The 25,820-nt window shown below is 45.8% G+C and carries 22 protein-coding genes and 1 tRNA gene; 10 read left to right on the plus strand and 13 right to left on the minus strand.

Features of this window, described 5'->3' with window-relative positions:
* Nucleotides 1-93 precede the first annotated feature (93 nt).
* Nucleotides 94-1,479, minus strand: coding sequence for an MATE family efflux transporter (locus G395_RS0102635; RefSeq protein ID WP_026628649.1), 1,386 nt, complete (start codon nucleotides 1,477-1,479; stop codon nucleotides 94-96).
* A gap of 347 nt (nucleotides 1,480-1,826) precedes the next feature.
* Here G395_RS0102635 and hflX point away from each other — a divergent pair, with 347 nt between their 5' ends.
* The 3 genes from hflX to G395_RS0102650 all read left to right on the plus strand — a co-directional run bounded on the left by hflX (nucleotide 1,827) and on the right by G395_RS0102650 (nucleotide 4,585).
* A complete protein-coding gene (gene hflX, locus G395_RS0102640) occupies nucleotides 1,827-3,062 on the plus strand; it encodes a GTPase HflX (protein WP_026628650.1) in 1,236 nt (411 codons plus the stop codon).
* Between the two features lie 46 nt (nucleotides 3,063-3,108).
* Nucleotides 3,109-3,180: transfer RNA gene (locus G395_RS0102645), tRNA-Arg, on the plus strand.
* 208 nt (nucleotides 3,181-3,388) lie between these two features.
* The gene (locus G395_RS0102650) at nucleotides 3,389-4,585 is read left to right on the plus strand and encodes a L,D-transpeptidase family protein (protein ID WP_026628651.1); all 1,197 of its coding nucleotides are present in this window, start codon (nucleotides 3,389-3,391) and stop codon (nucleotides 4,583-4,585) included.
* On the opposite strand, the gene G395_RS28410 is transcribed toward G395_RS0102650, so the two are convergent.
* From G395_RS28410 to G395_RS0102670, 3 genes are all read right to left on the minus strand, one after another.
* Complete coding sequence (locus G395_RS28410; RefSeq protein ID WP_051349929.1) at nucleotides 4,543-5,319, minus strand: murein L,D-transpeptidase catalytic domain family protein; 777 nt, start codon at nucleotides 5,317-5,319, stop codon at nucleotides 4,543-4,545. The two genes, G395_RS0102650 and G395_RS28410, sit on opposite strands and share 43 nt — an antisense overlap.
* A 165-nt stretch (nucleotides 5,320-5,484) precedes the next feature.
* The gene (locus tag G395_RS0102665) at nucleotides 5,485-6,342 is read right to left on the minus strand and encodes a prephenate dehydrogenase (protein ID WP_026628652.1); all 858 of its coding nucleotides are present in this window, start codon (nucleotides 6,340-6,342) and stop codon (nucleotides 5,485-5,487) included.
* Nucleotides 6,343-6,379: 37 nt separating this feature from the next.
* Nucleotides 6,380-7,537, minus strand: a complete 1,158-nt coding sequence (locus tag G395_RS0102670) for a pyridoxal phosphate-dependent aminotransferase (RefSeq protein WP_026628653.1) — start codon at nucleotides 7,535-7,537, stop codon at nucleotides 6,380-6,382.
* Nucleotides 7,538-7,749: 212 nt separating this feature from the next.
* Here G395_RS0102670 and modA point away from each other — a divergent pair, with 212 nt between their 5' ends.
* The 4 genes from modA (at nucleotide 7,750) to G395_RS0102690 (ending at nucleotide 10,804) form a co-directional block, all read left to right on the plus strand.
* On the plus strand, nucleotides 7,750-8,430 hold the full coding sequence (gene modA / locus G395_RS0102675) for a molybdate ABC transporter substrate-binding protein (RefSeq protein ID WP_229203921.1): 681 nt from the start codon (nucleotides 7,750-7,752) through the stop codon (nucleotides 8,428-8,430).
* A gap of 74 nt (nucleotides 8,431-8,504) precedes the next feature.
* A complete protein-coding gene (gene modB, locus G395_RS0102680) occupies nucleotides 8,505-9,179 on the plus strand; it encodes a molybdate ABC transporter permease subunit (RefSeq protein ID WP_026628655.1) in 675 nt (224 codons plus the stop codon).
* Nucleotides 9,160-10,053 carry a sulfate/molybdate ABC transporter ATP-binding protein gene (locus tag G395_RS0102685; protein WP_026628656.1) on the plus strand — a complete coding sequence of 298 codons (894 nt, stop codon included), beginning with the start codon at nucleotides 9,160-9,162 and terminating at the stop codon, nucleotides 10,051-10,053. Before modB ends, G395_RS0102685 begins: the two co-directional genes overlap by 20 nt.
* 73 nt (nucleotides 10,054-10,126) lie before the next feature.
* Complete coding sequence (locus G395_RS0102690) at nucleotides 10,127-10,804, plus strand: SGNH/GDSL hydrolase family protein (protein WP_026628657.1); 678 nt, start codon at nucleotides 10,127-10,129, stop codon at nucleotides 10,802-10,804.
* An 86-nt stretch (nucleotides 10,805-10,890) separates the two neighbouring features.
* On the opposite strand, the gene G395_RS0102695 is transcribed toward G395_RS0102690, so the two are convergent.
* The 6 genes from G395_RS0102695 to G395_RS0102720 all read right to left on the minus strand — a co-directional run bounded on the left by G395_RS0102695 (nucleotide 10,891) and on the right by G395_RS0102720 (nucleotide 17,053).
* Complete coding sequence (locus tag G395_RS0102695) at nucleotides 10,891-11,787, minus strand: nucleotidyltransferase family protein (protein ID WP_026628658.1); 897 nt, start codon at nucleotides 11,785-11,787, stop codon at nucleotides 10,891-10,893.
* Nucleotides 11,788-11,912: 125 nt separating this feature from the next.
* Nucleotides 11,913-12,239: a HesB/IscA family protein gene (locus G395_RS0102700; protein ID WP_026628659.1), complete on the minus strand. Its 327-nt coding sequence runs from the start codon at nucleotides 12,237-12,239 to the stop codon at nucleotides 11,913-11,915.
* A gap of 118 nt (nucleotides 12,240-12,357) precedes the next feature.
* Complete coding sequence (locus G395_RS0102705; RefSeq protein ID WP_026628660.1) at nucleotides 12,358-13,287, minus strand: homoserine kinase; 930 nt, start codon at nucleotides 13,285-13,287, stop codon at nucleotides 12,358-12,360.
* Nucleotides 13,284-13,676, minus strand: coding sequence for a HEPN domain-containing protein (locus G395_RS0102710; protein ID WP_026628661.1), 393 nt, complete (start codon nucleotides 13,674-13,676; stop codon nucleotides 13,284-13,286). The genes G395_RS0102705 and G395_RS0102710 overlap by 4 nt, the downstream gene beginning before the upstream one ends.
* Nucleotides 13,677-13,761: 85 nt before the next feature.
* Nucleotides 13,762-16,218 (minus strand): bifunctional aspartate kinase/homoserine dehydrogenase I, encoded by a 2,457-nt coding sequence (gene thrA / locus G395_RS0102715; RefSeq protein WP_026628662.1) that lies wholly within the window; start codon nucleotides 16,216-16,218, stop codon nucleotides 13,762-13,764.
* A gap of 94 nt (nucleotides 16,219-16,312) precedes the next feature.
* Nucleotides 16,313-17,053 (minus strand): outer membrane beta-barrel protein, encoded by a 741-nt coding sequence (locus G395_RS0102720; protein ID WP_026628663.1) that lies wholly within the window; start codon nucleotides 17,051-17,053, stop codon nucleotides 16,313-16,315.
* Between the two features lie 211 nt (nucleotides 17,054-17,264).
* On the opposite strand from G395_RS0102720, the gene G395_RS0102725 reads away from it, so the two are divergent.
* Nucleotides 17,265-17,510 (plus strand): YrdB family protein, encoded by a 246-nt coding sequence (locus G395_RS0102725; RefSeq protein ID WP_026628664.1) that lies wholly within the window; start codon nucleotides 17,265-17,267, stop codon nucleotides 17,508-17,510.
* A 5-nt stretch (nucleotides 17,511-17,515) separates the two neighbouring features.
* Here the strand turns inward: G395_RS0102725 and G395_RS0102730 are convergent, their stop codons facing one another.
* Entirely contained in the window at nucleotides 17,516-20,479 is a 2,964-nt protein-coding gene (locus tag G395_RS0102730) for an FAD-binding and (Fe-S)-binding domain-containing protein (protein ID WP_026628665.1), read from the minus strand.
* Nucleotides 20,480-20,602: 123 nt separating this feature from the next.
* Here G395_RS0102730 and G395_RS0102735 point away from each other — a divergent pair, with 123 nt between their 5' ends.
* The gene (locus tag G395_RS0102735) at nucleotides 20,603-22,060 is read left to right on the plus strand and encodes a peroxiredoxin family protein (RefSeq protein WP_026628666.1); all 1,458 of its coding nucleotides are present in this window, start codon (nucleotides 20,603-20,605) and stop codon (nucleotides 22,058-22,060) included.
* 239 nt (nucleotides 22,061-22,299) lie between these two features.
* On the opposite strand, the gene G395_RS0102740 is transcribed toward G395_RS0102735, so the two are convergent.
* Nucleotides 22,300-23,562, minus strand: a complete 1,263-nt coding sequence (locus G395_RS0102740) for a sensor histidine kinase (protein ID WP_026628667.1) — start codon at nucleotides 23,560-23,562, stop codon at nucleotides 22,300-22,302.
* The gene (locus G395_RS0102745; RefSeq protein WP_026628668.1) at nucleotides 23,559-24,236 is read right to left on the minus strand and encodes a response regulator transcription factor; all 678 of its coding nucleotides are present in this window, start codon (nucleotides 24,234-24,236) and stop codon (nucleotides 23,559-23,561) included. Before G395_RS0102745 ends, G395_RS0102740 begins: the two co-directional genes overlap by 4 nt.
* 163 nt (nucleotides 24,237-24,399) lie before the next feature.
* Between G395_RS0102745 and G395_RS0102750 the strand changes: the two genes are divergently transcribed.
* The gene (locus G395_RS0102750; protein WP_051349930.1) at nucleotides 24,400-25,815 is read left to right on the plus strand and encodes a TolC family protein; all 1,416 of its coding nucleotides are present in this window, start codon (nucleotides 24,400-24,402) and stop codon (nucleotides 25,813-25,815) included.
* Nucleotides 25,816-25,820: the final 5 nt, after the last annotated feature.

Consider the following 25,820-nt stretch of genomic DNA (forward strand, 5'->3'; position numbering starts at 1 on the left):
AGGATAATTTCAGTTAATTGATACGAAGTTAACCAAAAGGCAGGTGTTTTCGTTTCTGAGCGGGGATCGAATGCACCATCCCCGCTCAGTATTTCAGACTTTAACCAACTTCCATTTACCCAGCCTGAACCGCCAGATCCCCAGCAATGCGAGAATGGATTCCGCAAATGGAACTGAGGCAAAAACGCCGATCGGGCCGAAATTCATCATAACGGCAAGCACATACGCAACCGGAATTTCAATCGCCCAAAAACAGATCAGGTTCAGGACAGTTGGCGTTTTGGTATCCCCTGCCCCGTTGAGCGACTGGATAACGACCATTCCATAAGCATAGGCAGCATAACCCAGGCATAGCACGCGCAATGCCATTTTGCCGGTGGCAATGACCTGTGGATTAGGACTAAACAAGCCAATAAGTTGGTCCGCCCCAATGAACATTAAAATGGCCAGGCCCAGCAGGAAGATAAAGTTATAAGACGCACACTTCCAGACCGATTTCTCTGCCCTATCCGGCTTGCCGGCTCCCAAATTCTGCCCCACAAGCGTCGCAGCAGCATTAGCGAGCCCCCAGGCAGGCAATAATGTGAACATAATTACGCGAATGGCAATGGTGTAACCGGCCACCACGTCGCTGCCGAATTCGGACAGGATACGCGTCAGGAAAATCCAGCTCGCGGAACCAATCAGAAACTGGACGGTGCCGCCCGTTGCGACTTTTACAATCGTCGCGATGGTTTTAGGATCAGGACGCAGATCCGCCCATAGCAAGCCTAGCGATTTTTGTGCTTTTGTCAATGAAAATAACTGATAACCAACGCCTATCGACCGCCCTAATGCCGTGGCGAGGGCCGCGCCTGTTACGCCCAATTCGGGAAATGGCCCAAGTCCGAATATCAGCACCGGCCCCAGAATCATGTTAAAGCAGTTGGCAACAATTAGTGACCGCATGGCAGTTGCCGCGGCACCGGCGCCGCGCAATGCTCCGCTCAGGGAATAAAGCAAAATGACGACGGGGCTGCTTAGAAACTGAATTCTTGCAAAATCTGTCCCAAGCTCAATCACCTTTGCATCGGCACCCATGATGCGCAGAATATCACTCGCAAACCATGTTCCGACCGTTGCAGTAACTGCCGAAATGGCTAGAGAAATCACGATAACCTGCCCCACCGCATGCCTGGCGCCATTCGTATTGCCTTCGCCAACCCGACGTGCAATGGTGGCCGTTGCAGCCGTACTCAAACCAATGGCCACAGAATAAACCAACGTAATCACAGATTCAGTAAGCCCCACAACCGCCACGGCTTCTGTACTTACTTTTGAAACGAAAAAAATGTCAACAACGGCGAAAAGCGACTCCATGACCATTTCAAGGATCATTGGGACGGATAGTAGAAATATAGCACGGTTGATGCTTCCTTCGGTAAAACTTTCTTCGGAGCCACGAATAGCCTGACGAAGCAGTTGAAACCACTTTTTCATGGATGAAATAAGATTAAAATAAAATAAGAATTGAAAGTGACTAGCGAAAGTCACGGAGAGCAGTCCGGTGGGAGAATGTCCGCAGACGGACCAGAAAAAGGCTTGTGGTTATTGTAAACCGAGGATGATCACCAACATATTTCGCAGAATTTGGGCAAATATACAAAAGTGCTTTTCTATTATTCAAACAAAATACTGGATTAATTCAGATGTAAGTGTAATTTCACGGCTTGGGCGGGGTGAACTTTTGCTTTCGCCAAACCGTTGCCATTCTACTCTTTCCTGCAAATTTTGGTATAAAAATTGAAGCATCGGGCAGGAAAGGAAATACCATTAAACAACTCTTCATGATTGATAAAAAGAAGTTATACTCAACAGCCGAAAAGCCTGAAACTGCTGTGCTTGTGGCTGTTAGTACACAAAAACAACCGGCTGAAAAGACAAAGGAATACCTGGACGAGCTTGCTTTTCTGGCGACAACATTGGGCGTGGAAACGGTTAAGACATTTACACAAAACCTGGAAAGAGCCGATATCCGCACCTACACCGGGAAAGGAAAATTGGAAGAAATTCTGATTTATGTGACTGCGAATCCTGTGGACATGATCCTTTATGATGATGACCTTACGCCATCGCAGGTGCGAAATCTGGAAGCTGTTTTCAAAGACATTAAAGTGATTGACAGGAGTTTACTGATCCTGGATATTTTTGCGATGCGGGCACAAACTGCGCAATCAAAGTTACAGGTTGAGCTGGCCCAGTATCAATATATGTATCCGCGATTGACACGCATGTGGACTCACTTAAGCCGCCAGTCTGGTGTCGGTGTGGGTATGCGCGGGCCTGGTGAAACGGAATTGGAAACGGATAGACGTCTGGTGAAAGACCGGATCGCGTTCCTGAAAGAAAAACTTGAAAAGGTTGATCGTCAGAGCACTACGCGCCGGAAGGAAAGAGACCGGCTGGTGCGCGTTGCCATTGTGGGCTATACCAATGTTGGAAAATCAACATTGATGCGCGGGCTCTCAAAAGCAGATGTTTTTGCTGAAAATAAGCTGTTTGCAACCGTTGATTCCACGGTGAGAAAGGTGAATATGGAGAACATTCCGTTTTTGTTGACGGACACAGTTGGTTTCATACGCAAATTGCCTACGCTGCTCATTGAATCATTTAAATCGACGTTGGACGAGGTAAGGGAAGCGGATATTTTGCTGCACGTGGTAGATATTTCGCACGCTTCATTCGAGGAACATTTGGATGTGGTAAACAAGACATTGGAAGATATTGGCGCTGCCAACAAGCCCACTATTCTTGTTTTCAATAAAATTGACCTTTACAACCCGACATTCAACGCGGACAATGACGAGGGCCAGGAAATTGAGCAGACAGAAAGTGTTCTGGAACAGTTGAAAAAGAGCTATATCGCCGATAAGGCCGATCATGTTGTGTTTATTTCGGCTGAAAAGAAGGAAAATATTGACGAGTTGAGAAACACATTATTTTCCATGGTGAAGGAAAAACACTTCTCTATTTATCCGAACTGGCTCGATTTGGGATACACAGCAGTAGAAGCGGAGGAATAATCATTTGTAATTCAAATGATTTTTTGCCAGTTTTGCACCCCAATTCGACTGCGTAGTTCAACGGATAGAATAGGAGTTTCCTAAACTCTAGATATGGGTTCGATTCCCGTCGCGGTCACTGAGGTCAGGCTAATGCCTGACCTTTTTTACGCCCGATAAGTCACCGCTTGTTGTTACTAAAATTCCCCAGGGTTCGAGTCTGCAATGTTATCCTGCATAGAGAAACATCACTTAAATCTGCAAATCGTAGGACTTTTTATAGTTCTTGGCTCGGTAGATTCTTAGCATGGCAATTGCATAGAAGCCTTTAACTAAATTACAACACAATGCAAATGCTCTCTGGCTTGGGCCGCACCCGTTATATCCCTCTATTGATTTTATTTACGCTTGCCATCCTGCAATCTTGCAAGAAGAATCCCAAGGAAATGTCCCGGGAGCAGCTGGAAAAGGAGTTAAGCGGCAAAAAACATTACGAAAAACTGCTGGAATTCGGCAAAAGTGCCGGGATCAATGTTGAAAAATTCGCTGCAACCGGTGAACAAGCGCCCGTTTTTGCCTTGCTGGAAGAAGCCGGATTTGGGCATAAACCCAACTTGCGCTATACAGAAAAGAAAGTTAAGGCAGACACATTACTCCTTCGCGAAGCTGCGGAAGCGCTTGTGAAGGGCGAGTCGGTGGACAAAGTGATGAAAGGATTGGAGCCGGTTTATCCTGTTTATAATAATCTTAAAATACACTACGCCAGGCTATTAAAAGAAAACAAGCAAGACAGCGCGGCCATCGTTGCTGAGACGTTGAATGCTTATCGCTGGATCAAGCGGCAGTCCCAAGGCGCTCCACGGTTCGTTATGGTGAATATTCGCGGTGCATATCTTGCCGCCATGGATTCAGCCGGACAGAATGTGCTGCGTATGCGTACGGTGGTAGGTAAAAGCGACACGCCGACACCTACGATGGACACATATGCAACGAGCATCGTGACACACCCATACTGGAATGTGCCGAAAAGCATTGCTATCAAGGAAATGTTCCCGAAAGCGGCAAGTGATCCGGAATACTTGTCCCGAAATCGAATTGAAATAATTGATAATAAAGGGCAGGCTGTAAATCCGGAAGAGATTAATTGGGAAGAACTTACAGCCGAAAAATTCCCCTATCGCTTTCGTCAGGAGACTGGTGAAGACAATTCGCTCGGTTTGCTGAAAGTAGAGATTAAAAATCCATTAGCGATTTATCTGCACGACACCAACGCAAGATATTTGTTCAAAAGTAATTCGAGATGGAGAAGCCATGGCTGTGTGCGCGTGCAGCAACCCACCGATCTGGCCAACTATATGGCTGGCACCAAGCTGCTTGACAACGATTTCATGACCGAGCCGGACACGGTGTCGACCCCGCCGAAATGGCACAAATTAAAAGCAAGAATTCCTGTATTCTTGCTTTATCTGGGTGCCGATTGCAATGAAAAAGGGGATCTGCTTTACTTTGAAGATGTGTATAAAAGAGGATTGCCAAAAGTGTGATCCAGCTTATCCAATTTCAGGCCTGATAATAGAGGCGAAGCCTTAACATATTGCTGGTCAGCAGAGTAGATAAATAATCCTGCACCATTGCAAAGCATGCTGATCAGTTTTTTAGAATCCAGAATGGATACAGCGGGACATCCGAGGCTGCGGCCCAAGCGACCTGTGTTTTTGATAAAAGACTCACTCACATAATCTGCTCCGTGCATAACGATCGCCCTTTCCAAAGCGCGGTCGTTAATTCCTTTTTCAACCCCTTCCAGCCTTAGCGAAAGACCATGCTTACCTGTGTAAGTGCCTAATGTTTTATAAAAACCCAAGCTGGATTGATATGATGAATTATCATTTGAAAAACGTTTTGCAAACTCGTCACCGGAATTCCTCCCGTGCGCAACGTATGTATTGAGCAACACTTTTCTCTTAATCAGATCAATCACGTAAAGCCTTTTGTTACGCGAAGACTGGCTAAAATCGGCAATCGCAAGGATCGGATTAGCCAAATTCATTTTCTGAAAACCATACCAAGCATAGTAAAATGCCGCTTCTGAAAGACCTTGTTTTTTCAAGCCGAGCGAATCATAAAGAGTTGCCCATTGCGGCTTGGCAAGGGAATCTGGCTTAATTTTTATAGAATCGGAAGTGGTGGAATCGTTAAGTGTATCAAATTTCTGAAACCCGAAGGAAACACTAAGCGCAATCATTACTGCTACTAATACTGCCTGAGCTTTTGTCATTTCTAATCGTTTTATTGAAAATTTAATTATTTTCGATTGAGAGAGGAGGAGAAATATACCCTTTGAAAGGTGCATGTTTAACAGCCTGGCGCGTGTTAATGGTTCCGAAAAAACAAAAACAGCCTATAACAAGCTGTTTTTCAATATATTACAAATCTGATATTTTTACTTTTTTTCAATTCCCGCAAGAATTCTTCCAATGTCATTTGCCCTGCTCATAAAGCTTAAGCTGGTGTCAAGGTCTTTCTGATCGATCGCGTCTTTGAATTTTTTTAACAGCTCAATGTAGTCGCCCAAGGCCTTGGAAACATTGGTTTTGTTTTGATCAAAAATAGGCGCCCACATTTGCGGAGAGCTTTTAGCCAAACGGACCGTGGAAGAAAAACCGGTGCTGGCCATATCAAAAATCGCTTTCTCGTCCCGTTCTTTATCCAAAACCGTTAACCCAAGCGCGAAGGAACTGATATGGCTCAAATGCGACACATAAGCCAGATGCAGATCGTGCTCCACCGGCGTCATATAATGGATCTTCATGCCCACATCCCGCAGAAAAGTCTCAACCAGGCCCAGTGACTCCCTGCTACTCTTTTCTTTATCACAGATAATTACATTTTTGCCTGGTAACAACTCCTTAAATGCAGCTCCGGGGCCAGAATTCTCCGTTCCTGCCATCGGATGCACGGCAACAAACTGCGCACGCTTCGGATGGCCGTCTGCCAATTTGCATATAGCTTCCTTCGTAGACCCCAAATCCATGATCGTGCGGCCATCGGGCAGATGATCCAGCATATAAGGCAGCAATTTATTGATCGCGTCCACAGGCGTCGCAAGCACATTCATTTCAGAAATTTGCAATGCGTCGTCAAGTGACACAATCTCGTCTACAATGCCTTTGGCCAATGCGATTTTTTGATTCACCAAAGAATTATCAACGCCTACAAACTTAACATTCGGATATTTTTCACGCAGGCTCAAAGCAAAAGAACCGCCCAGCAAGCCCACTCCTATTATACTAAGTATCATTTCGATTCTGAATAAATAAACACTAATAAAGTGAGGATTAAGCCTTTATTCGTTCCACTGCTTCCCATATGCGCTCTTTCGGCATGCAAAGCGACAGGCGAATGTAACGCTGCCCTTTCGGTCCGAAAATAAAGCCGGGAGCAATAAAAACATGCTTTTCAACCAACAGGCTATTCACCAGCGACTCAGCCGACTCGACGGCATCCGGCAATTTGCCCCATAGGAACATGCCTTCCTGCGCCCGGTCCCAGGTGCAGCCAAAGTTTTCCAAAATAGCCTCAGCAGCCTCCAAACGGCCCTGATAGACCGCGTTTCGCTCGTTATGCCATTCGTCGGAGTTATGCAAAGCCGCCACAGCCGCCTCCTGCATCGCCCAGAACATGCCTGAATCCACATTGCTTTTGATCGTCAGCACAGCACTAATGTAAGGCTTAGCTGCTGATAACCAGCCCATTCGCCAGCCTGCCATATTGTGCGACTTACTCATAGAATTGAGCTCAATAGCAACTTCCCTGGCGCCTTCAACAGACAATAAACTGATCGGCGCTTTTTTATTCAAAACCAGACTATAAGGATTGTCGTGGCAAAGCAAAATCTTATGCTTTGTCGCAAATGCAACCGCCTCCTCGAAAAGTTCGCGCGTAGCGGGCGCTCCCGTAGGCATATGCGGGTAATTGAGCCACATGATCTTGGTTTTTGGCGTTACCAACGCCTCTATCGCATTCCAATCCGGCTGCCAGCCAAAATCTTCCCGCAACGGGTATTCCTTCACAACCGCACCAACCATCTGGCTTACAGCACGGTAGGCGGGATAACCAAGTTCAGGGACCAGCACTTCATCGCCTGGATCAAGGAATGTCAGAGAAATGTGCGTAATACCTTCTTTTGAGCCAATTAATGGCAAAATTTCCGTTGCAGGATCCAACTTAACTCCGTAAGTGCGATAATAGAAATCTGCGATTGCATTCCGATATGCAGGTGTTCCCACATAAGGCTGATAACCGTGCGCTTGTGGCTTCTGAGCCGCTTCAGACAAGGCTGTAATTGTTTCAGACGAAGGCATCATGTCGGGATTTCCTATCCCCAGATTAATGACATCGTGACCTTCTGCAATCAGTTTGCGAACCTCCGCAAGCTTCACCGAAAAGTAGTATTCGGAAGTTTGCTTGGTGCGCTGGGCAGTTTCTATAATCATTACATTGTTATTAATTACACTTTTAAAAGTTGGCTTCCTAAGCGCGATTTCAGAACCTGCGCTCGAAATGGCGCGCAATTTACGATTTTTAACGCAATGGGAAGCAATGATCATCTGGGGTTTATCCATTAAATTGCGACATGAACATTCAGCGTTTTCTCTTGTTTTTTTTAGTGCTTCTGGCCGGTTGTTCCAAACCTTCCGAGAAAATCGTGGTAGCTACAGCGGCCAACGTGCAATATGTAATGAAGGAAATTAAAGCGGAATTTGAGAAAGAAACGGGGAAAAAAATTGACATTATTGTAGGCTCCTCAGGCAAGCTTACTACGCAAATCCGCGAAGGCGCGCCATTCGATGTTTTTGTTTCGGCCGACACAAAATATCCGGAAGAAATCTTCAAAAATGGCGGTTCAACAGAAAAACCGAAGGTTTACGCATTGGGGTCACTGGTCTTATGGTCCAAAAACATCCCGAAAGCCGAATTGAACATTGATATTTTGGCAGACGATAAAATCAAAAAAATTGCCATTCCTAACCCCGAAACAGCACCTTATGGAGAGGCCGCGATCCAGGTCTTAAAATCAAACAGCATTTTTGGAAAAATAGAAAAGAAACTCGTTTTCGGAGAAAGCATAGCTCAAACCGCTCAATATACCACATCAGGCAATGTAGAAGCCGGTTTCAACGCACTGTCCATTGTACTTTCCCCAGAAATGAAAGATCAGGGCCATTACATTATCCTGGATTCAACAGACTACAGCCCCATCGAACAAGCCGCCATCCTGCTAAATCACAGCAAAAATTCCCCAAAAAAGGAAACCAGCGAACAATTCTATAAATTCCTATACTCACCAAAAGCAAAAGCGATCTTCAAAAAATACGGCTATAAATAAACAACATTCAGCGCAACGGCGCCCGTTCATTCAATCATTCATCGCACCGGCGACCCGGTCATTCAAAATTAACCTTGAACCCCGAACCCCTCTGGCTAACCTTCAAACTCGCCACGATCACTTCGCTGATCCTGCTGGTGCTTGCATTGCCATTGGCTTACTGGCTCGCTTTCGGAAAATTCAAAGGTCGGGGGATCATTGAATCGCTGATCGGAATGCCGCTCGTATTGCCGCCATCTGTGATTGGGTTTTACCTGCTTTTGGCATTCAGCCCCTCCTACTGGTTCGGTGCCTGGATCGAAAGCAATTTTGGTTTGAGACTTGTTTTCAGCTTTCCAGGATTGGTAATTGCCTCTGTGCTATATAGTTTGCCTTTTATGGTCTATCCCATTCGCGCAGGTTTGCAATCGCTTCCCGCATCCTTGCGCGAGGCGTCCTATACATTGGGTAAAAATGAATGGGAAACATTCTTTAAAGTGCTCTTACCGAATTGCAAACCTGCGATTCTTACGGCATTTGTCATCACATTTGCACATACAGTCGGCGAGTTCGGTGTTGTGCTGATGATCGGCGGGAATATTCCCGGTGTAACAAAGGTAGCTTCCGTAGCTATTTACAATGAAGTGGAAGCCCTTAATTATGGGGCAGCGAACGATTATGCGATCGTGCTTTTTGCTATTACATTTGTTATTTTGCTGTTGGTTTATTCCATTAACAACCGCCTTCTCCGTGTCCGACAGCCTTCTTGAAGTCCATATTCAACATACCTTGCAAACGGTTCATGGAAAAATGCCGATGGAAATCGCATTATCCCTACCAAAAGGACAAATCTTGGCTATTACCGGCCCATCAGGCGCAGGGAAAACAACATTATTAAGACAAATCGCGGGGCTATTAACGCCGGAAACGGGCAAAATAAAGTTCGAAAATCAAGTCTGGCTTGATAGTTCGACACAAAAATCCGTCGCCCCACAGCTCAGAAATATCGGTTTTGTTTTTCAGGATTATGCCTTGTTTCCGCATCTTACGGTTGAAGAGAATTTGCTTTTTGGTTTACCAAAAGGTAGCGATCGGAGCATTGTCAATGACCTGCTAACTGCCACAGAGCTCTCCAATCTTGCAAACCGGAAACCTAACCAACTTTCGGGCGGCCAGCAGCAACGCGTTGCACTGGCCCGGGCACTGGTGAGGAAGCCTGATTTAATGTTACTGGATGAACCATTTGCGGCTCTGGACTATGATATGCGTTATCATTTGCAAGATATACTCTTAAAATTCCATCGCCGGCATCATCTCACAACGATCATCGTCACGCACGACATTGGTGAGATTTTCCGACTGGCAGATCAGGTTTTGACTATTGGCAACGGCAAAATCATCCGTCAAGGCACGCCTGAAGAGGTGTACGCAAACGAGCAGTCGCAAACGGAAGATTTTGTGATCTTTGGGGAAGTGCTTAGTTGTATAAAACAAGCGGATCAGCTGCTGGTAAGCGCGCTGGTTGAAAACAAAGTCCGTCAACTGACATTGCCGCTGGAACTGGCATCTGAAATGGTCCCTGGAAATACATTTACCCTGCATTATCCCATGGATTCGGCCCGCGTTACAGTGATCAGGCATTAAGAATACAAATGTCGCTAAGGGTAATTTTATGAGCAGTCAGTCTTTTTTCAAAAACCATTTTTATCCATTCAATATGCGGGTCATTTATAAGCTTTTACAAGTTGCCATTCTCATTTTGCCCCTGATCGCCATGCGTCAGGACAAACCTCTTCGCGTCATATTCTTCGGAGATTCCATTACCCAGGCCGGTGTCGGTCCAACGGGCTACATTACCAAAATGACCGAAATGCTGAAATCAAAGGGTCAGGACAGCCAGTATGAGCTCATGGGAGCCGGAATCGGCGGGAACAAAGTGTATGATCTTTATCTAAGGCTGGAAGACGACGTGCTTTCCAAAAAGCCGGATGTAGTTTTCATCTACGTGGGAATCAACGACGTATGGCACAAAACTTCCTCAGGAACCGGAACCGATCCCGATAAATACGTAAAGTTCTACGAAGCTTTGATCAAAAAAATGAAAGCCCAGAATATCCGCGTAATCGTATGCACACCAACGGTCATAGGCGAAAGAAATGATGCTTCCAACCCTCAGGACGGTGATCTGAACCAATATTCGAAGCTCATCCGCGAAATAGCAACCCGCAACAGCCTACAACTTTGCGATTTGAGAAAATCCTTTCAGGATTATTTAGTTCAAAACAATCCTGAAAACAAGGAAAAGGGCATTTTAACGTCAGATAGAGTGCATTTAACGGATCAAGGCAATGTGTTTTTGGCAGAAAGGATGATGGAAGCGCTGGTGCAGAAGTGATTTCAGGTTACTGTAAAGGTCAATTTCTTTAATGCATAAAAGACCTCTTTGGAGGTCTTTTATGCTTATAAACTTATAAAATTACCTTACCAAAGCTTCTCAGGATAAACGCCCGACTTGTGCAACGCATTCAGCGATGCCTGAACCATCGGCTTATCTTCCGGGTATGTCACGCCGAACCAGTCTGACGCAATGCGGAAGACGCGGCAGTCGCCGAGGCCGTTTTTGATGATGTGCGTCATGACGGTTGGGATGTAAAACTCGGCTTTTGGTGTGTTGATGTTCTCGCGGGCGTAAGTTTCGAACAAGTCTTTTGTAATCGGGAACATGCCCGGTTTGAAACCCCAAAAGTTCATCGAAACAGGTGTTTCTGGCGCAACTTCTGTTTTGACGTCGTTTTCTTCGAAATAGATCTTTCCGCCTTCTTCGAAAATTTTGGTGCGTTCCACAACGGATTCAAGGTTATGATCTGCTCTTTCTACGCAAATCCCGCGGGAGACGGTGCCGTTTTCGGATAGTGTGCGTTTCAGCTCATAACCGATCATGGCGTGCTGCTTTTCATTGGTGTCATTGGTCAGGAAGTCGGCCATGGTGGCGAAAGCGTCGCGGCCGTAAAAGTCGTCGGCATTGATTACGGCAAATGGCGTTTCCGTTTGTGGCCAGGCGCATAATGTGGCATGTCCTGTTCCCCAGGGTTTTACCCGTTCCACCGTCCCGAGATCCTCAGGAACATAGGACTGAATGCCCTGAATAGCGAAATCGTAATCAATTTTACCTTTCAGTTTAGGAGCAAAAATGGCTTCCGCACTGTCCTTTATTTCCTGACGAACGATAAAAACTACTTTGCCAAAACCGCTGCGAATTGCGTCATATAGTGAATAATCGATGATTGTCTCCCCATTCGGGCCAAACTGGTCTAGCTGCTTGATGCCTCCGTAACGGCTACCGATCCCGGCAGCTAAAATCAAAAGAGTTGGTTTCATTCAAATTGTTTTAATGTGTATGTCTGCTTCTTATTGCGGCAAATTAAGGCCATTCAGAACTATAAAAAAAACGCGTCCGGAAATTTCGGAACGCGTTTGGAAAATAAAATATTTTAAGAATATTGTTAAACCGCAAAGCTTTCACCGCAGCCACAGGTGCGGGTTGCATTGGGGTTTACAAATTGAAAGCCTTTACCATTCAAGCCATCAGAAAAATCGAGTATCGTTCCGGCCAGGTAAAGAATGCTCTTTTTATCAACAATAATTTTGACCCCTTTATCCTCAAAAACCATGTCCGTAGGCTTCGTTTCAGAGTTGAATTCCAAATTATAAGTCAAGCCCGAACAGCCGCCTCCCAGCACACCAACGCGGATCTGGTAATCCTCAACATGTCCGTCCGCATTGCGGAGTTCAACAATTTTATCTTTGGCGCTATCACTTACAGTAACCATGCTATTTCTAAGTTTTGTATTAAATATTTAACGTCTGAAACAAATAAGAAAGTTCACCAGTCCGTCAGAGTTCTTTCCAATTTTCGCGAGGTGCCTCTGATCCGATTTCAGGAAAGCATTATAATATGGATGCACCGTTTTTATTGATGCCCGAAACATGCATACTGGCTTCAATTCCGGCGTCTGCAAATTTCTCCTGCATAGCGAGACCTGCGCTTTCCGCATTAGCCTTTCCCTTGCTCAATGCAAACATAGAGGGCCCGGAGCCCGAAATACTGCATCCCAATGCTCCGTTAGCAATGGCTGCTTTCTTGACTTCGTTAAATTCAGGGATCAAAATGGACCTTACCGGCTCAATAATGACGTCGACCATAGACCTGCCGATCAACTCATAATCTGATTTCATCAAACCCGCCACCAGTCCGGCAACATTGCCCATCTGAGCGATCGTGTTTTTGAGCGACACTTCGCTGCGCAGGATAAAGCGCGCATCTTTTGTATTAATCTCAATATCAGGGTGAACCAATGTGCAATACAAATCATCCGGAACAGGAATCGTAAAAATATCCAGCGGATTATAGCTCCTGATCACCACAAAACCACCCAAAAGCGACGGTCCGACATTATCAGCATGCGCCGACCCGGAAGCAATTTTTTCACCTTCCATTGCAAAAGGCAGCAATTCCTGACGCGTCAGCGGGTTACCCAGCAGCTCGTTCATCGCAACAACCCCCGCCACCGCACTCGCCGCGCTGGAACCCATTCCGCTGCCTAACGGCATATTTTTATGCAAAACAACCTCACAGCCAAAGTCTTTGATGCCCAAATGCTTCAATAAATGCAACATTACAACGGTCACTGCATTTTTTTCAGCATTACGCGGCAAACGACCTTCATCTCCTGTAATTTCCGTAATGACAACACCAGGCTGGTCCCGTTTTTTAATCTCCACCACATCCCCCGGCGCCTCTATAGCAAACCCGAAAATATCAAAACCACACGCAACATTAGCCACCGTAGCCGGCGCAAAAGCTTTTATTGAATTCACTGTAAATGATTGTTTTGCTTTAAATAGTGGACGATGCTACGAACAAAATATTCCGCTTCGTTAAAGGCATCAAGGGCAGTTTGTTCAGACGTCTCATCATACTCGTGATCAGCTCGCTGACTTTTTCTAAATGTTTTTTTCAAAATCACACCAAGCTCCTGAGGTAATTCGCCAGTAAGTATTAACTCTCGGTGAAAAGCGTTATGTACTTTTTGGCGTGACTTATTTCGAATGTTTTTAATAAAAAGCAGTGCTTGAATACTATGATACATTGTAAAATACGCTCGATTTATGACGAAATCCAATTGTCTTTTTTCAAGCATTTGCTGTGCAACTGTTAAACATTCGAGTGCCTTTGCTAAGATGTCATCAATAATTATTTTTTTCATTTTGCTCCATTTGTTGATTCATAAATGATCGATAATGGAACGTGAGCACTTTAACTATAATCAGATATGCTTATTGCAAGACCCGCTAACCCAAATAACTACTAATACTCATGATATCCGCGAAGACGCCGGAGGCGGTAACTTCGGCGCCGGCGCCGGGACCTTTTATGACGAGTGGGCGGTCTTTGTAACGTTCTGTGGTGAAGGAAACAATGTTGTCGCTTCCGGATAATGTATAAAACGGATGCTGGGCGTCGACGGTTTTGAGTTTAATGCTCGCTTTTCCATTTTCAAGCGTGGCAATGTAACGCAGCTTTTCCTGCTTAGCTTCCGCTGCTGCCTGCATGCTTGCGAAGAAACCGTCAGAAATTTCAAGTTCCTGGAAAAAGGCATCCACTGTTGGCGCATTCAGGCAGTTCCCTGGCAAAATCGCTTTGATCGTAATTTCCTCGGCTTCCAAAGGCACGCCTACTTCACGTGCAAGAATCAATATTTTCCGGCCTACATCGGCGCCGCTCAAATCCTCCCGCGGATCCGGTTCCGTAAAACCTTTCACTTTGGCCTCACGCACCACATCTGCAAAACGAATCCCGGGACCGAAATTGTTAAAGATATATGATAAAGTTCCCGAAAGAATTGCCTCGATTTTAAGGAATTTATCACCGCTCGCCATTAACCCTTGAATGGTGTTAATGATCGGCAGACCGGCGCCTACATTGGTCTCATACAAGAACTTAACCCCGCGCTGCAATGCGGTCCGCTGCAACGCAACATACTCGGAGTAAGTGCCGGAATTGGCAACCTTGTTGGGCGTTACCACAGAGATACTCGCATCCAGCAGCATATGATAATACTGCACAATGTCCTTATCCGAGGTGCAATCCACAAAAACGCTGTTGGGCAAGTTGAGCTCGATCATGCGCTGCACGAATGCTGGCAGGCTCGTTTTCACACCCTCACCCATCACGCGATCACGCCAGTTTTCCGGGCTGATGCCGTCTGGATCGAGGAGCATTTTTTTGGTGTTGGTCAAACCTGCGATGTTCAGGTTCAGTAGCTTTTCTTCTCTTAAATAGGTTGTCTGGTTCTTGATCTGGTTCAGCAATGTGCCGCCGATCAGGCCCATTCCTACAATAAACAGGTTGAGCGAGCGCGTTTCAGATTGGAAAAACACGCCGTGGATAGCGTTAAGCGCTTTGGAAAGGTCACTTTTGGCGATAACCACAGATATATTAAGCTCGGAAGAGCCCTGCGCCGTAGCCACGACATTGATACCGTTTTTACCCAAAACAGAAAACAGCTTACCGGAAACACCCGTGCTTTTTTTCATTCCCTCACCCACGATCGCGATGATGGAAAGGCTTTTTTCAATGGCAATGCTATCGATATGGCCCAGTGAAATTTCAGTAGCAAATTCTTTTTCAAGAACTTCTGTCGCGCGCTGGGCATTTTTTGGGTCAATAGAAAAACAGATCGAATGTTCGGACGAGGCTTGTGAGATCAGGATGACGCTGATCGCATTGTTGGAAAGTGCGGTGAATAACCGGCCGGAAATCCCTGCCACGCCAATCATCCCGCTTCCCTGAATGTTCACCAGAGCGATCTCATCAATCGAAGAGATCCCGGTTATTGCATAATCCTTCCCGTTTGCCGCTTTCTGAACGTAAGTCCCTTCAAAATCAACATTAAACGTGTTGAGGACTTTCAATGTAATATTTTTGGCAAATGCCGGCTGCAAACTCGGGGGATAGATCACTTTCGCGCCAAAATGAGAAAGCTCCATCGCCTCGGAATAGGATATGGACGGGATTGTAAATGCATTGGCAACCTTACGCGGATCGGCGGTCATCATGCCATCCACGTCTGTCCATATTTCAATGGAATCGGCGTCCAGCGCTGCTGCGATAATAGAAGCTGTATAATCAGAGCCGCCGCGACCTAATGTGGTTGTTACGCCTTCTGCTGTCGAAGCAATGAAGCCCGTAACACATTGTAAAGCAGCTGTTTTGGCAAAATATTCGAGGATCTGGCGGTTTGTGATCTCAAAGTTCACATCGCCCATTCCGTAGGTTGCATTGGTATGAATGATCTGCCTGGCGTCGCAGAATTCGGCGGTTATGCCTTTGCTTTTCAGGATTTCGGTAATGACCAGTGTGGATAGACGTTCGCCAAAGCTCATGATCAGATCCAGCGTCCGCTCCGAAAGCTCTTTGATCCAGGAAACGCCCCTTAATATGTCTTCCAGTTCGTTAAAAAGCCCTCTTACTGCCGCAAATGTGCTGCTTTGGTTCTTTACCGGAATCAGGCCTCGCACGACGGCAAAGTGCCTTTCCTCGACCACTTTCAGGAATTCCATGTACTCAGGATTTCCCGCAGCAGCCATTTTACCGATCTCGATCAACCGGTTGGTAACACCGCCCATGGCAGAAAAAACGACCGCAATACGCTCCCCTTCCGCCAGGTTTTTTTCAAGGATACTGATTACTGTTTTAATGCTGTCTACCGAACCGACAGAGGTGCCGCCAAATTTAAGAACCTTCATTTAAAGCTATATTCGAATACGCAGATGATCAATAGTTCGCTGCCACCGGGTTTGAACCGATGCAAATATAACAATTCAGATATACGTAAGCGATTTAAAACGCTATCCCAAATCCAGCTCCTACATTCACGACGCCTATGAAACGTTTTTCACTCACCTTTTCAGAAAAATCAAATGAACCGCGGACAGCGCGAATGGTAACATCATCGATCTCTGCCTCTGCGCCGATCACATCCGCATTGAGCTGAAAAAACAATGCTCCCGACAACGGCAGGCGTAAACTTGCACCGCCGGCAAGCCCGAAAGCAGTAGTTGATGCTTTTTTGAGATTAACCGTAATGGGTTCGCCACCGGTTTCCGATGTTCCGATCAAATCGACGGTTGGAGAATTTGCCCAGATTTTTCCCGCTTGTGCATGCAGTTCAAGCTGCACCCTATTCATGTTAATGTACAAAGCCGGACCGATCATTAATGCATTCAGCTTCCAGTTTGACACATCGCTTTGCCATGTAAAGCGCTCATTCAGGAATTGTGCATAGCTATTGGCTTTGTCCAAAATCGGCTGAGAATTTGTCTTATTAATATTCATGCTTCCCGAAGCACGCAACCCGATCCATCGTGCGACCCTGAAATCATAATTAGCCTGTCCAAAAATGCCGGAACCTGTCAATCCTGCAAATGGATCGTCCAGTTTTTCGCGGGCCAATTCCCCTACCGGTAAGCTATACCCCCCCGAAACTGAGAAAAAACTGCGGGTGTTCTGTGCCTGACTTTCGATGCTACATAATAGGAAAAGTACAATCAAGGCAGGAAGGTAACTGAGGGAAATTTTCATAAATCTGGCTGAGTATTGTAATAAGTTCTTTGTCGAAGTTTCTATTTTTCATCTAAACTAACATCAAACATACCAGTTTTATTACATTTTTTGCAAATGACTTTGTTTGGGGAAATTTTATCAACACAATGTTATATAAATGGCTGTGAAATCCATTTTGAGGGGTTGGTACAACTTTGGTACAAACATTTTCAAACTAAATCATTGAACCATGGACAGGCGAGAAACTGATGACCAAGCCAGAGCAACGAAGAACACAAAAAATGTATGGAAGTGGATATTGGGTGTAGGGATTGTATTAATGGCAATAGCATTTTGGGGTGGATTTTTTAACCACAACGAAAATTTCACAGAATCTGAAACACCATCGGAGCAAGGCTCCGGCGCCTCAGGTGCAGCCGCTGCTGACAGCGTTGCATCTGATACAATTATGGAAAATGTCCGTAAGACTGAATAGGACTGCTATTTTATAAGTGCATCCCATAAAATTTCGGCAGGATGTTGTGAACGACGTCCTGTTCCGTCTTTTATCTGATGCCGGCAACTGGTTCCGGCAGCGGCCACCAACACATCTTCGGGCTGCTGGCGTACTGTCGGAAACAACACCAGCTCTCCTATCTGCATGGAAACTGCATAATGTTCCTCTTCATACCCGAAAGCTCCGGCCATGCCGCAACATCCCGAGGGAATGAGCTGAACATGGTAATTTTCGGGAAGTGATAGTGCTTTTTTGGATGCAGATAATGTGGATAAGGCTTTTTGATGACAATGCCCATGCAACTTAATCAGTTGCTTTTTTTGTGTAAATACACTTTTATTAACTCTTTTTGCGTCTATTTCACGGGCAATGAATTCTTCAAAAAGCAATGCATGCTCGGAAATTCTGACGGCATCCGCTCGCTGTTCCGCAGGAACAAGATCAATGTATTCATCCCGGAATGAAAGAATCGCAGACGGCTCAATGCCGATCAGCGGCGTATCGTAAGTAATGAGGTCTTTGAGGTGAGCCACATTTTTAATGGCTAGTTGCTGCGCTTCTTTTACAAAGCCTTTTGACAAATAGGAACGGCCAGATTCCTCATGCTTTGGAATAATCACTTCATAACCAATTCTTTCAAGCAACTCAACGGCTTTTTTACCAACCTCAACATCATTATAATTCGTAAACTCATCACAAAACAAATAGACCTTCCGGCCATTTGAATGTTCTGGTTTTCGTCTTTTTTTCCACCACTTTTCCAATGTCTCCGAATGCAGATGCGGCATGGAGCGGTCCGGATGAAAACCGACCATTTTGTTAGCTATTTTTCGAAGTGAGGTTGTGCCAAAAACACCATTAAATGCCCAGGGAGCAATTGAAGCTAGCTTCATCTGTTTAGAGAAATTAGCGATCAGCTTGCTCCGCATAGGAACCCCGTGCGTTTCATAATATTGCTGCGTGAATTCCGCCTTCATCTTACCCACATCCACACTGGAAGGACATTCCGACTTGCAGCCTTTGCACGAAAGACAAAGATCCAGCACTTCTTTCACCATTTCCTGGGTAGCGGCGATTGGTGCGGCACCTGTCTGCTTTTGGCTAACCGGCGTTAAATATTGTCTGAGAATGTTCGCGCGTGCGCGAGTGGTGTCCCGCTCGCGGCGGGTCGCCATGTAACTTGGGCACATAGTGCCGCCGGTCAATTCTGTTTTTCTGCAATCTCCTGATCCACTGCATTTTTCAGCCAGACGGAGCATGCCCTCCTGTTTGGAAAAATCAAAGATCGTTTTGATTTCGGGCTGCGGTTTGTCCTGCTCATAGCGCAGGAATTCATTCATAGGCGGCGTATCGACGATTTTATTCGCATTAAAAATTCCATCAGGATCCCAGATGCGTTTCACCTGCCGGAACATTTCATAAACCTCACTGCCCATCATATAAGGTATAAATTCACCCCTTAACCGGCCATCGCCATGCTCGCCCGACAGCGAACCATTATATTTTTTCACCAATGCGGCCGTATCCGCCAACACTTGCCTGAAAAGTTGCTTACCTGCTTCGGTTTTGAGGTTGATCATGGGCTCCACATGCAATTCGCCCGCGCCGGCATGCGCGTAATACGAAGCGTGCAGGCCGTGATTTTGTAAAAGGATTTCCAACTCGGCAATGTATTCCGGCAGATCCTCCACCGCCACAGCACAATCTTCGATCAGGTTAACGGGCTGTGTATCACCCGGCAAATTCCGGATTAACCCTAAACCTGCCTTTCTGATGTCCCAAGCCTTGTTTGCCTCTTCTCCAAACAAAAGCGGATAGGCATAACCCAGGTTTTCTGCCTTTAACGCATTAATCAGATTTGCCGCTTGCAGCTCAACTTCCTGAATATTATTCCCCCAGAACTCAACCAACAACAGTGCGGCCGGATCACCTTGCATGAAGAACCTGTTCTGCGAATAAACCGTGTGATTTTTGGTAAAGTCCATGATGTAGCGGTCCACAAGCTCGGACGCTTTTGGATTAAACTGCATAGCAACACGGTTTGCATGCAGTGATTCGGCCAGGGAATTGGCATGCACGCAAACCACACCGACAGACGCGGGCGGCGCATCCACCAAAGCTAGTTTCGCCTCAGTAACAAAGCATAATGTCCCTTCCGAGCCTGCAATCAGATTGCAGAGGTTTATTTCATTTTTTTCAAAACTCCTTACCAATGCATCCAGCGCATAGCCTGAATTTCTGCGTGTTACAGTTGGCTTGGCAAATTGTTTTCTGATCAACTCCTGATCCACCGGATTGGAAACCAACCCCATCATGCCAGCCAGAATGGACTGCTCTCTTTTACTATTAGCCTTTTTACCTATAACCGTATTTGTAAAATCCGAAACAGACTGGTTATTAAATGTCGTTTCGGAACCATCCGACAGCAATGCCTTGACTTCCAGCAAATGATCCCGCGTCGCGCCCCAAGTGATTGAATGCAGGCCGCAGGAATTATTCCCGATCATTCCCCCGATCATAGCGCGGCTCGCCGTGGAAGTTTCCGGCCCGAAAAGCAATCCGTATTGCGCCAAATGTTTGTTCAAATCATCCCGAATCACACCCGGCTGCACGCGCACCCACTTTTCGGCCACATTAACCTCGATTATTTTTCCAAAATGCTTGGAAATATCAACGACGATCCCGCTTCCCACCACCTGCCCCGCCAGCGATGTGCCGGCAGCACGCGGAATGAGCGTCACTTTATTTTTGGCAGCAAATTCAATCAGTCTGCGAATATCTTCCACCGTTCGCGGGAGCGACACGGCGAGAGGCATTTCCTGATAAACGGAAGCGTCCGTTGCATAGATGGACTTTTGAGCCGCATGCAATGTTGAATTATCAAAGTAAAGCTCCCCTTCAAAGCGGGAACGGAGGTCATTGAATTGTAGGGTTGAAACGCGGCTCATTCGGAGAATCAGGAATTAAGAAGCTAAGTTAAAAGAAGTACGGGGCAAATGCCGCACGATCTTACGTATATTGGCACACTTTTTACACTTGAAAAGTGACCTCAAAATCTTATCATACACAAAATGAAAAAAGTAACGCTACTGATACTATTATTTACCAGCGTATTGGTAAAAGCCCAAAATACTGCAACTATAACGCTCACTAACCCAAAACAAGCTCCGGTAACCGTAACTTTGGTCCAGGAAGATGTTCACTTCCACCCCAATCTGGGCATAGGCCTTGCCGATGTAAAACTGGAACCCGTCGCCTCCACCGATTTCAAAGACAAAACAACCGAAAAAGCCATCATTCAATTGCCGGAGCCACGCATGATGCGCCTGCAATATGGCGGTGGAAGCATTAACAAAACTTGGATGCTTTTCATCCAGCCAGGCGATGACCTTACCATTGCATTCGCCGATAACGGAGATGTGACATTCTCTGGAAAAAACGCTAATTACCAGACTTTCCTGAAAAATTATTTCCTTGAAAATCAATTTCAGTATTTACCGGTATTTGGCTACAAACCGTCGCAGATTGAGAATAAAAGTGTAGTACAACAAAGCGACAGCCTGGAAAAAGCACGCCTGGATGGTTTTGCAAAATTTAAAGCGGCAAATCCGGTTGTGCCTGGTTTTGAGGCTTATGTGTTGGCTACAACGGCTACGGAGCCATCCTTAATGAGACGTTTGATCCAGGAAAAAATCATGCGCGGCAACCGGGTCATGAAGTTGGACGATGCGCAACGCAAAGAGCTCGAAGAAGTTACGTTGGCCGATTTCAAAATCATGTCAGACGAAGCATTGCTAAGCCAGTCGTATCGCGATGAACTGCGCAACTGGGCTTTGATCCCGTCTACAAGAAAATTCCCGCTGGCCTCAGAATCCAGATATGAAATCAGTCCGGAAGCATTGAAAGATGTTTATGCTTTTAGTAAGGAAAAACTGGCTGCCTATCCGAAACAGAAAGAATATCTGCTCACATACTGGCTTAATTACGCTGCCACGGCCATTCCGGGCATTGAAACCAGCAAGGCACTTTTAGAAGATTACAGAACAACATTCCCGCAATCCCCAAATGCAGAATACATAACAAAACTGATAGCAACAAAAGAAACATTGCAGCCCGGCGCAGCATTGGCAGATATAACATTGCTGAATGTGGATAGCACGGCTGTAACGGTTTCGTCACTTACCGGAAAGCCCGTATGCATGGTATTCTCGTTCAGCATCGGCCAGCACGAGCCAGGTATGAAGGCGTTGGAGGATAAGTTGGGCGATAAAGCAACATTCGTTTATGTATCAGTCGCTCCCGGCATTCCGTTCGCCACCTGGAAGCAGTATGCAAAGGACAGGCCGAATGCAAAGCATCTTTGGGCTTCGGATGAGAACATTGAAATCTTGAAAGAGAAATATGCGATTGATATTCGCTATCCTTTTTTAGTTACTGACCCATCCGGAAAGATTGTAAACCGCTGGATCCCACAGGAATTTCCCGATAACAAGACACTCGCTGCGGAGCTGGAAAAAGCGGCCCGATAACAAGGACAAACAGCGCAGGATAAAATAAAAAATCCCAGAGGGATAAAATATCGGTAGCAATATCCTGTTGATCCAAGATAAAAAATCCCGGAGGGATGAAACAGCATACACATCGTTTCATCCCTCCGGGATTTTTTCGTCATTGATGATCATTTTTTTGCTACTAATATGGCATCCCTCTGGGATTCGCTGACGGCCTACTTTTTTTTCTGCCGATATGTTATTCCTCCGGGATTTCTTTATTGGGATTCAATGCGGATTTTGTGGATTGATTCTTGATTTCGATAGGTGATTTTTAAATTATAATTATCGCAAATTTGCTTCACAATCGCCAAGCCCAACCCAAGTGATTCGCTGCCTGTGGATTCTTTTTTGAATCGGTCGAACAAACTGCCGGGGTCGGTTTTTAAGGCATTACCAGTATTACTCACCTGCAAATAGCGCTTTCCGGAACTAATCTCCAGTGTTCCGTTCACGTAATTATGCCGGATCGCATTGTTAATCAGGTTTACGATCATGATCTCCGCCAATGCAGGCGATATTAACAGGATGAATTCACCCTCAGCATGAAGATTGGCTCGGATTTGCTTATGTGAGATGATGTCTTCAAAGTCCCTTAGTTTCGCTTTTAACAGTTCCGTCAGGTTTGTATTTTCATGTTCCGTAAACTGCTGATTTTCTATCTTAGCCAGCAGCAGCAACCCCTGGTTCAGCCGGGAGATCCTTCTTGATGCATGGTAAATTTCCTCAATCCAGTAAGTCTGCTCTTTGCCTAAATCACCCGTTTGGATAAACTGCTCTACGCGCGCATTGATGAGCGCGAGCGGCGTCTGCATTTCATGGGAGGCATTTTCAGTGAATTCTTTGAGGCTTTTGTAATCGTACTGCATTTTTGACGCCATTTTTACCATGACATCTTCCAGCTCATTGAACTCCGTGATCTCGCTTTTAGGCAGTTCCAGCTTTTTACTTTTTGTCCAGTCAAAATTCTTAATGTTGGCCAGCGATTCGTAAAAAGGCTGCCAGATTTTACCGGAAAGGCGTCGCTGGAAGAAGAACATCCCCACCATTAAGATGCCCAGAAAGGCAATCATGATCGCCGAAATAGCCTCTATCAGCTCATACGACTGGATCATAGACTTCCTGATCACAACCCGGTGCGGCTCGCCGTCTATGGAGGCGTAAAAAGTCAACTGCCTAAACGGATCAAGGGTTCCTTCATACCGGTTCATAATCAATGTGTCTTTAAAAATCACGTCGTCAGAAATGCTGCCGCGCGTGGGGTTGACTTCGATTTTATTTTCTACAAAATACGCATCATCCAGCCACTCATCATGTTCTTCCACATAAGCCTCGAAATCCAGTTTCTCGACTTTCAGCCTGCTTTCCACCTCGTCGTAAATCATGTATTTGATACTCCAGAAGAACGCGATGCCCACCGCAATGTAGATCGCCAGCGATGCGAAAAGGTAAATCCTGCTTGTTTTTTGAAGTAATTTCAAGGCGCTGTGAATTTATAACCAATGCCATAAATGGACTGAATGTAGTCCTTCCCTCCCCTTTCCAAAATCTTTTTTCGGAGGTTTTTGATATGAGAATAAACCATATCCAGCGAATCATAGGAATCCATATGATCGCCCCAGAGATGTTCCACAATGGATTCTTTGGTAAGTGCTACATCCGTGTTAGCCAGGAAATAAAGCAAGAGATCATATTCCTTTTTAGACAAAATCGCCTCTTTTTCTCCAATAAAAACCTTTCTGGATTGCAGCTGCACGCGGATTTCTTTCCAGATCATATCATTGTTCCCGCCAAAACTCCGCCTCCTGATCAGCGATTTCACACGCGCATTTAATTCAGACAGGTGAAATGGCTTGGTCATGTAATCGTCCGAGCCAATTTCGAACCCTTTGATCTTGTCTTCCAGCGTGTTACGAGCTGATATGATAATGATGCCGGTTGCTGCTGCTATCTTTTTTAGTGTTTGTACAATGTCAAAACCGTCGCCGTCGGGCAATGTCAGGTCTACAATCGTGCAATCATATTGGTACAAACTGATTTTCTCATCGGCTTGCCAGAATGTATTGGCTACTTCACAAATAAATCCTTCACGCGTCAAGTATTCAACAATACTTTCCGCCAAGCCCTTTTCGTCTTCTACTACTAATACTTTCATGGATCGGCTGTAAGATAACGGACAAAGGTAAAATCCGATTCTGTAAAAATTTAGGAGATAATATTTTGTCCTCCAATGGCTTGAAACAGCCATTTCTCCCAAATGTTTCCAGAATTGCCTCCTAGTTTCGTCCCAAAATATTGTTGGATTAACCCGTTATATCATGTTCATTCCTATTTCAAACAGGCTTTTTCAAGAAAAGCGCAAAACACCCGGCCTGGTTCTCCTGCTCGCCATAATGTTGTCAAGCGCCATATGCCATGCGCAGCAATTGAATTTACAGGAAATATTGCAGGAAGGCACTCAAAATTACCCATTCCTGAAATCCAAACAAGCCGAAGTCCGCGGTGCAGAAATGCGTATCAAATCTGTCAAAACGGATTATCTGCCCACTTTTGTCGTTCAGGATCAGTATACATTTTCGACCAATAACAGTGTTGCCGGATCATTCTGGGGCAATGAAGGGAGCGTCATTTCTCCTTCGGGCGGCATTCGTCCGGAAAACATTTATACGGGCACATTTGGCAGTTTCACCAGCGCACTTGTCGACTGGCGGGTTTTCAATTTTGGAAAGGTTAAGGCCAATGTTAAAACCGCCAAAGCAGAGTTATTACGCAGTCAGGCCGATTATGAAAATGAGATTTTTCAGCATCAGGTCCGGATTGTGGACGCTTATCTGGTGCTGCTCATCAATCAAAAACTGGTGGAAGCACAGCAGCAAAATCTCGAAAGAGCATTGGTTTTCAAGCAGGTTACGGATGCTGCGGTCGGCTCAGGCATGCGTCCAGGCGTGGACAGTTCTCTGGCCAGTGCCGAATTTGCCAAAGCACAATTACTATTATTAGAAAGTCAACGCTCCGAAACGGCGCAGGCGCTACGACTAGCGGAACTTACTGGTCAGCTACGCGACAGCATTCAGGTCGATAGCATGGCATTTTACTCCCAATTACCCGCCGCCAATTCCGAAACAGACTTTCTCAAAAACCCAGCGCTCCGGTTTTCTCAAAGCCAGATAGACGCTTCCCTTGCCAGGAGCAATGCCGTCCGCAAATCATTCCTTCCATCAATCTCGATTTTAGGATCAGGCTGGGCTCGCGGTTCGGGCGTTTCCAATAAGGATGATTCTTTCAAAACGGATTTCGGAACCGGGGTAAATTATCAGGTTTACAATTATCTGTTCGGCATTTCTACGCGCTGGAACCTCACCAACATTTTGCGGGTGCGTAATGATTACAAAAACGAACAGTTTCAGGTTGAGCGTTTTAAAGAACTTTATCAAACCCAGAAACTGCAACTGGACCGGCAATCCCGCGATGCTGAGATGCAGTTTCAGCTCGCTTTGGAGCAGGCACGTCTCGCACCCGTCCAGCTCAATGCAGCGCAAGGCGCTTTTAATCAGGCACAAGCACGCTACGAAAGCGGCCTAACCGACTTATTTACACTGGCGCAAAGCGTAAACGCCCTTAACCGTGCCGAAGTGGACAAATTCGTGACCAACGGAAACGCCTGGCGCGCACTGCTGATGCAGGCCGCTGCCGCTGGAGACCTGTCCATTTTCCTTAATCAGATCGCTCAATAAATCAA

This window comes from Dyadobacter alkalitolerans DSM 23607 (genome assembly GCF_000428845.1).
Classification (GTDB): domain Bacteria; phylum Bacteroidota; class Bacteroidia; order Cytophagales; family Spirosomataceae; genus Dyadobacter; species Dyadobacter alkalitolerans.

Coding starts and splice junctions, on each gene's coding strand:
- G395_RS0102670 (WP_026628653.1), bottom strand. CDS start 7,537: ATGATTATAGAAACTGCCCAGCGCACCAAGCAAACTTCCGAATACTAC.
- thrA (WP_026628662.1), bottom strand. CDS start 16,218: ATGAAGGTTCTTAAATTTGGCGGCACCTCTGTCGGTTCGGTAGACAGC.
- G395_RS0102635 (WP_026628649.1), bottom strand. CDS start 1,479: ATGAAAAAGTGGTTTCAACTGCTTCGTCAGGCTATTCGTGGCTCCGAA.
- G395_RS0102690 (WP_026628657.1), top strand. CDS start 10,127: ATGCGGGTCATTTATAAGCTTTTACAAGTTGCCATTCTCATTTTGCCC.
- G395_RS0102750 (WP_051349930.1), top strand. CDS start 24,400: ATGTTCATTCCTATTTCAAACAGGCTTTTTCAAGAAAAGCGCAAAACA.
- G395_RS0102720 (WP_026628663.1), bottom strand. CDS start 17,053: ATGAAAATTTCCCTCAGTTACCTTCCTGCCTTGATTGTACTTTTCCTA.
- G395_RS0102700 (WP_026628659.1), bottom strand. CDS start 12,239: ATGGTTACTGTAAGTGATAGCGCCAAAGATAAAATTGTTGAACTCCGC.
- hflX (WP_026628650.1), top strand. CDS start 1,827: ATGATTGATAAAAAGAAGTTATACTCAACAGCCGAAAAGCCTGAAACT.
- G395_RS0102730 (WP_026628665.1), bottom strand. CDS start 20,479: ATGAGCCGCGTTTCAACCCTACAATTCAATGACCTCCGTTCCCGCTTT.
- G395_RS0102695 (WP_026628658.1), bottom strand. CDS start 11,787: ATGAAACCAACTCTTTTGATTTTAGCTGCCGGGATCGGTAGCCGTTAC.
- G395_RS0102710 (WP_026628661.1), bottom strand. CDS start 13,676: ATGAAAAAAATAATTATTGATGACATCTTAGCAAAGGCACTCGAATGT.
- G395_RS28410 (WP_051349929.1), bottom strand. CDS start 5,319: ATGACAAAAGCTCAGGCAGTATTAGTAGCAGTAATGATTGCGCTTAGT.
- G395_RS0102725 (WP_026628664.1), top strand. CDS start 17,265: ATGGACAGGCGAGAAACTGATGACCAAGCCAGAGCAACGAAGAACACA.
- G395_RS0102735 (WP_026628666.1), top strand. CDS start 20,603: ATGAAAAAAGTAACGCTACTGATACTATTATTTACCAGCGTATTGGTA.
- G395_RS0102745 (WP_026628668.1), bottom strand. CDS start 24,236: ATGAAAGTATTAGTAGTAGAAGACGAAAAGGGCTTGGCGGAAAGTATT.
- G395_RS0102665 (WP_026628652.1), bottom strand. CDS start 6,342: ATGATACTTAGTATAATAGGAGTGGGCTTGCTGGGCGGTTCTTTTGCT.
- G395_RS0102650 (WP_026628651.1), top strand. CDS start 3,389: ATGCAAATGCTCTCTGGCTTGGGCCGCACCCGTTATATCCCTCTATTG.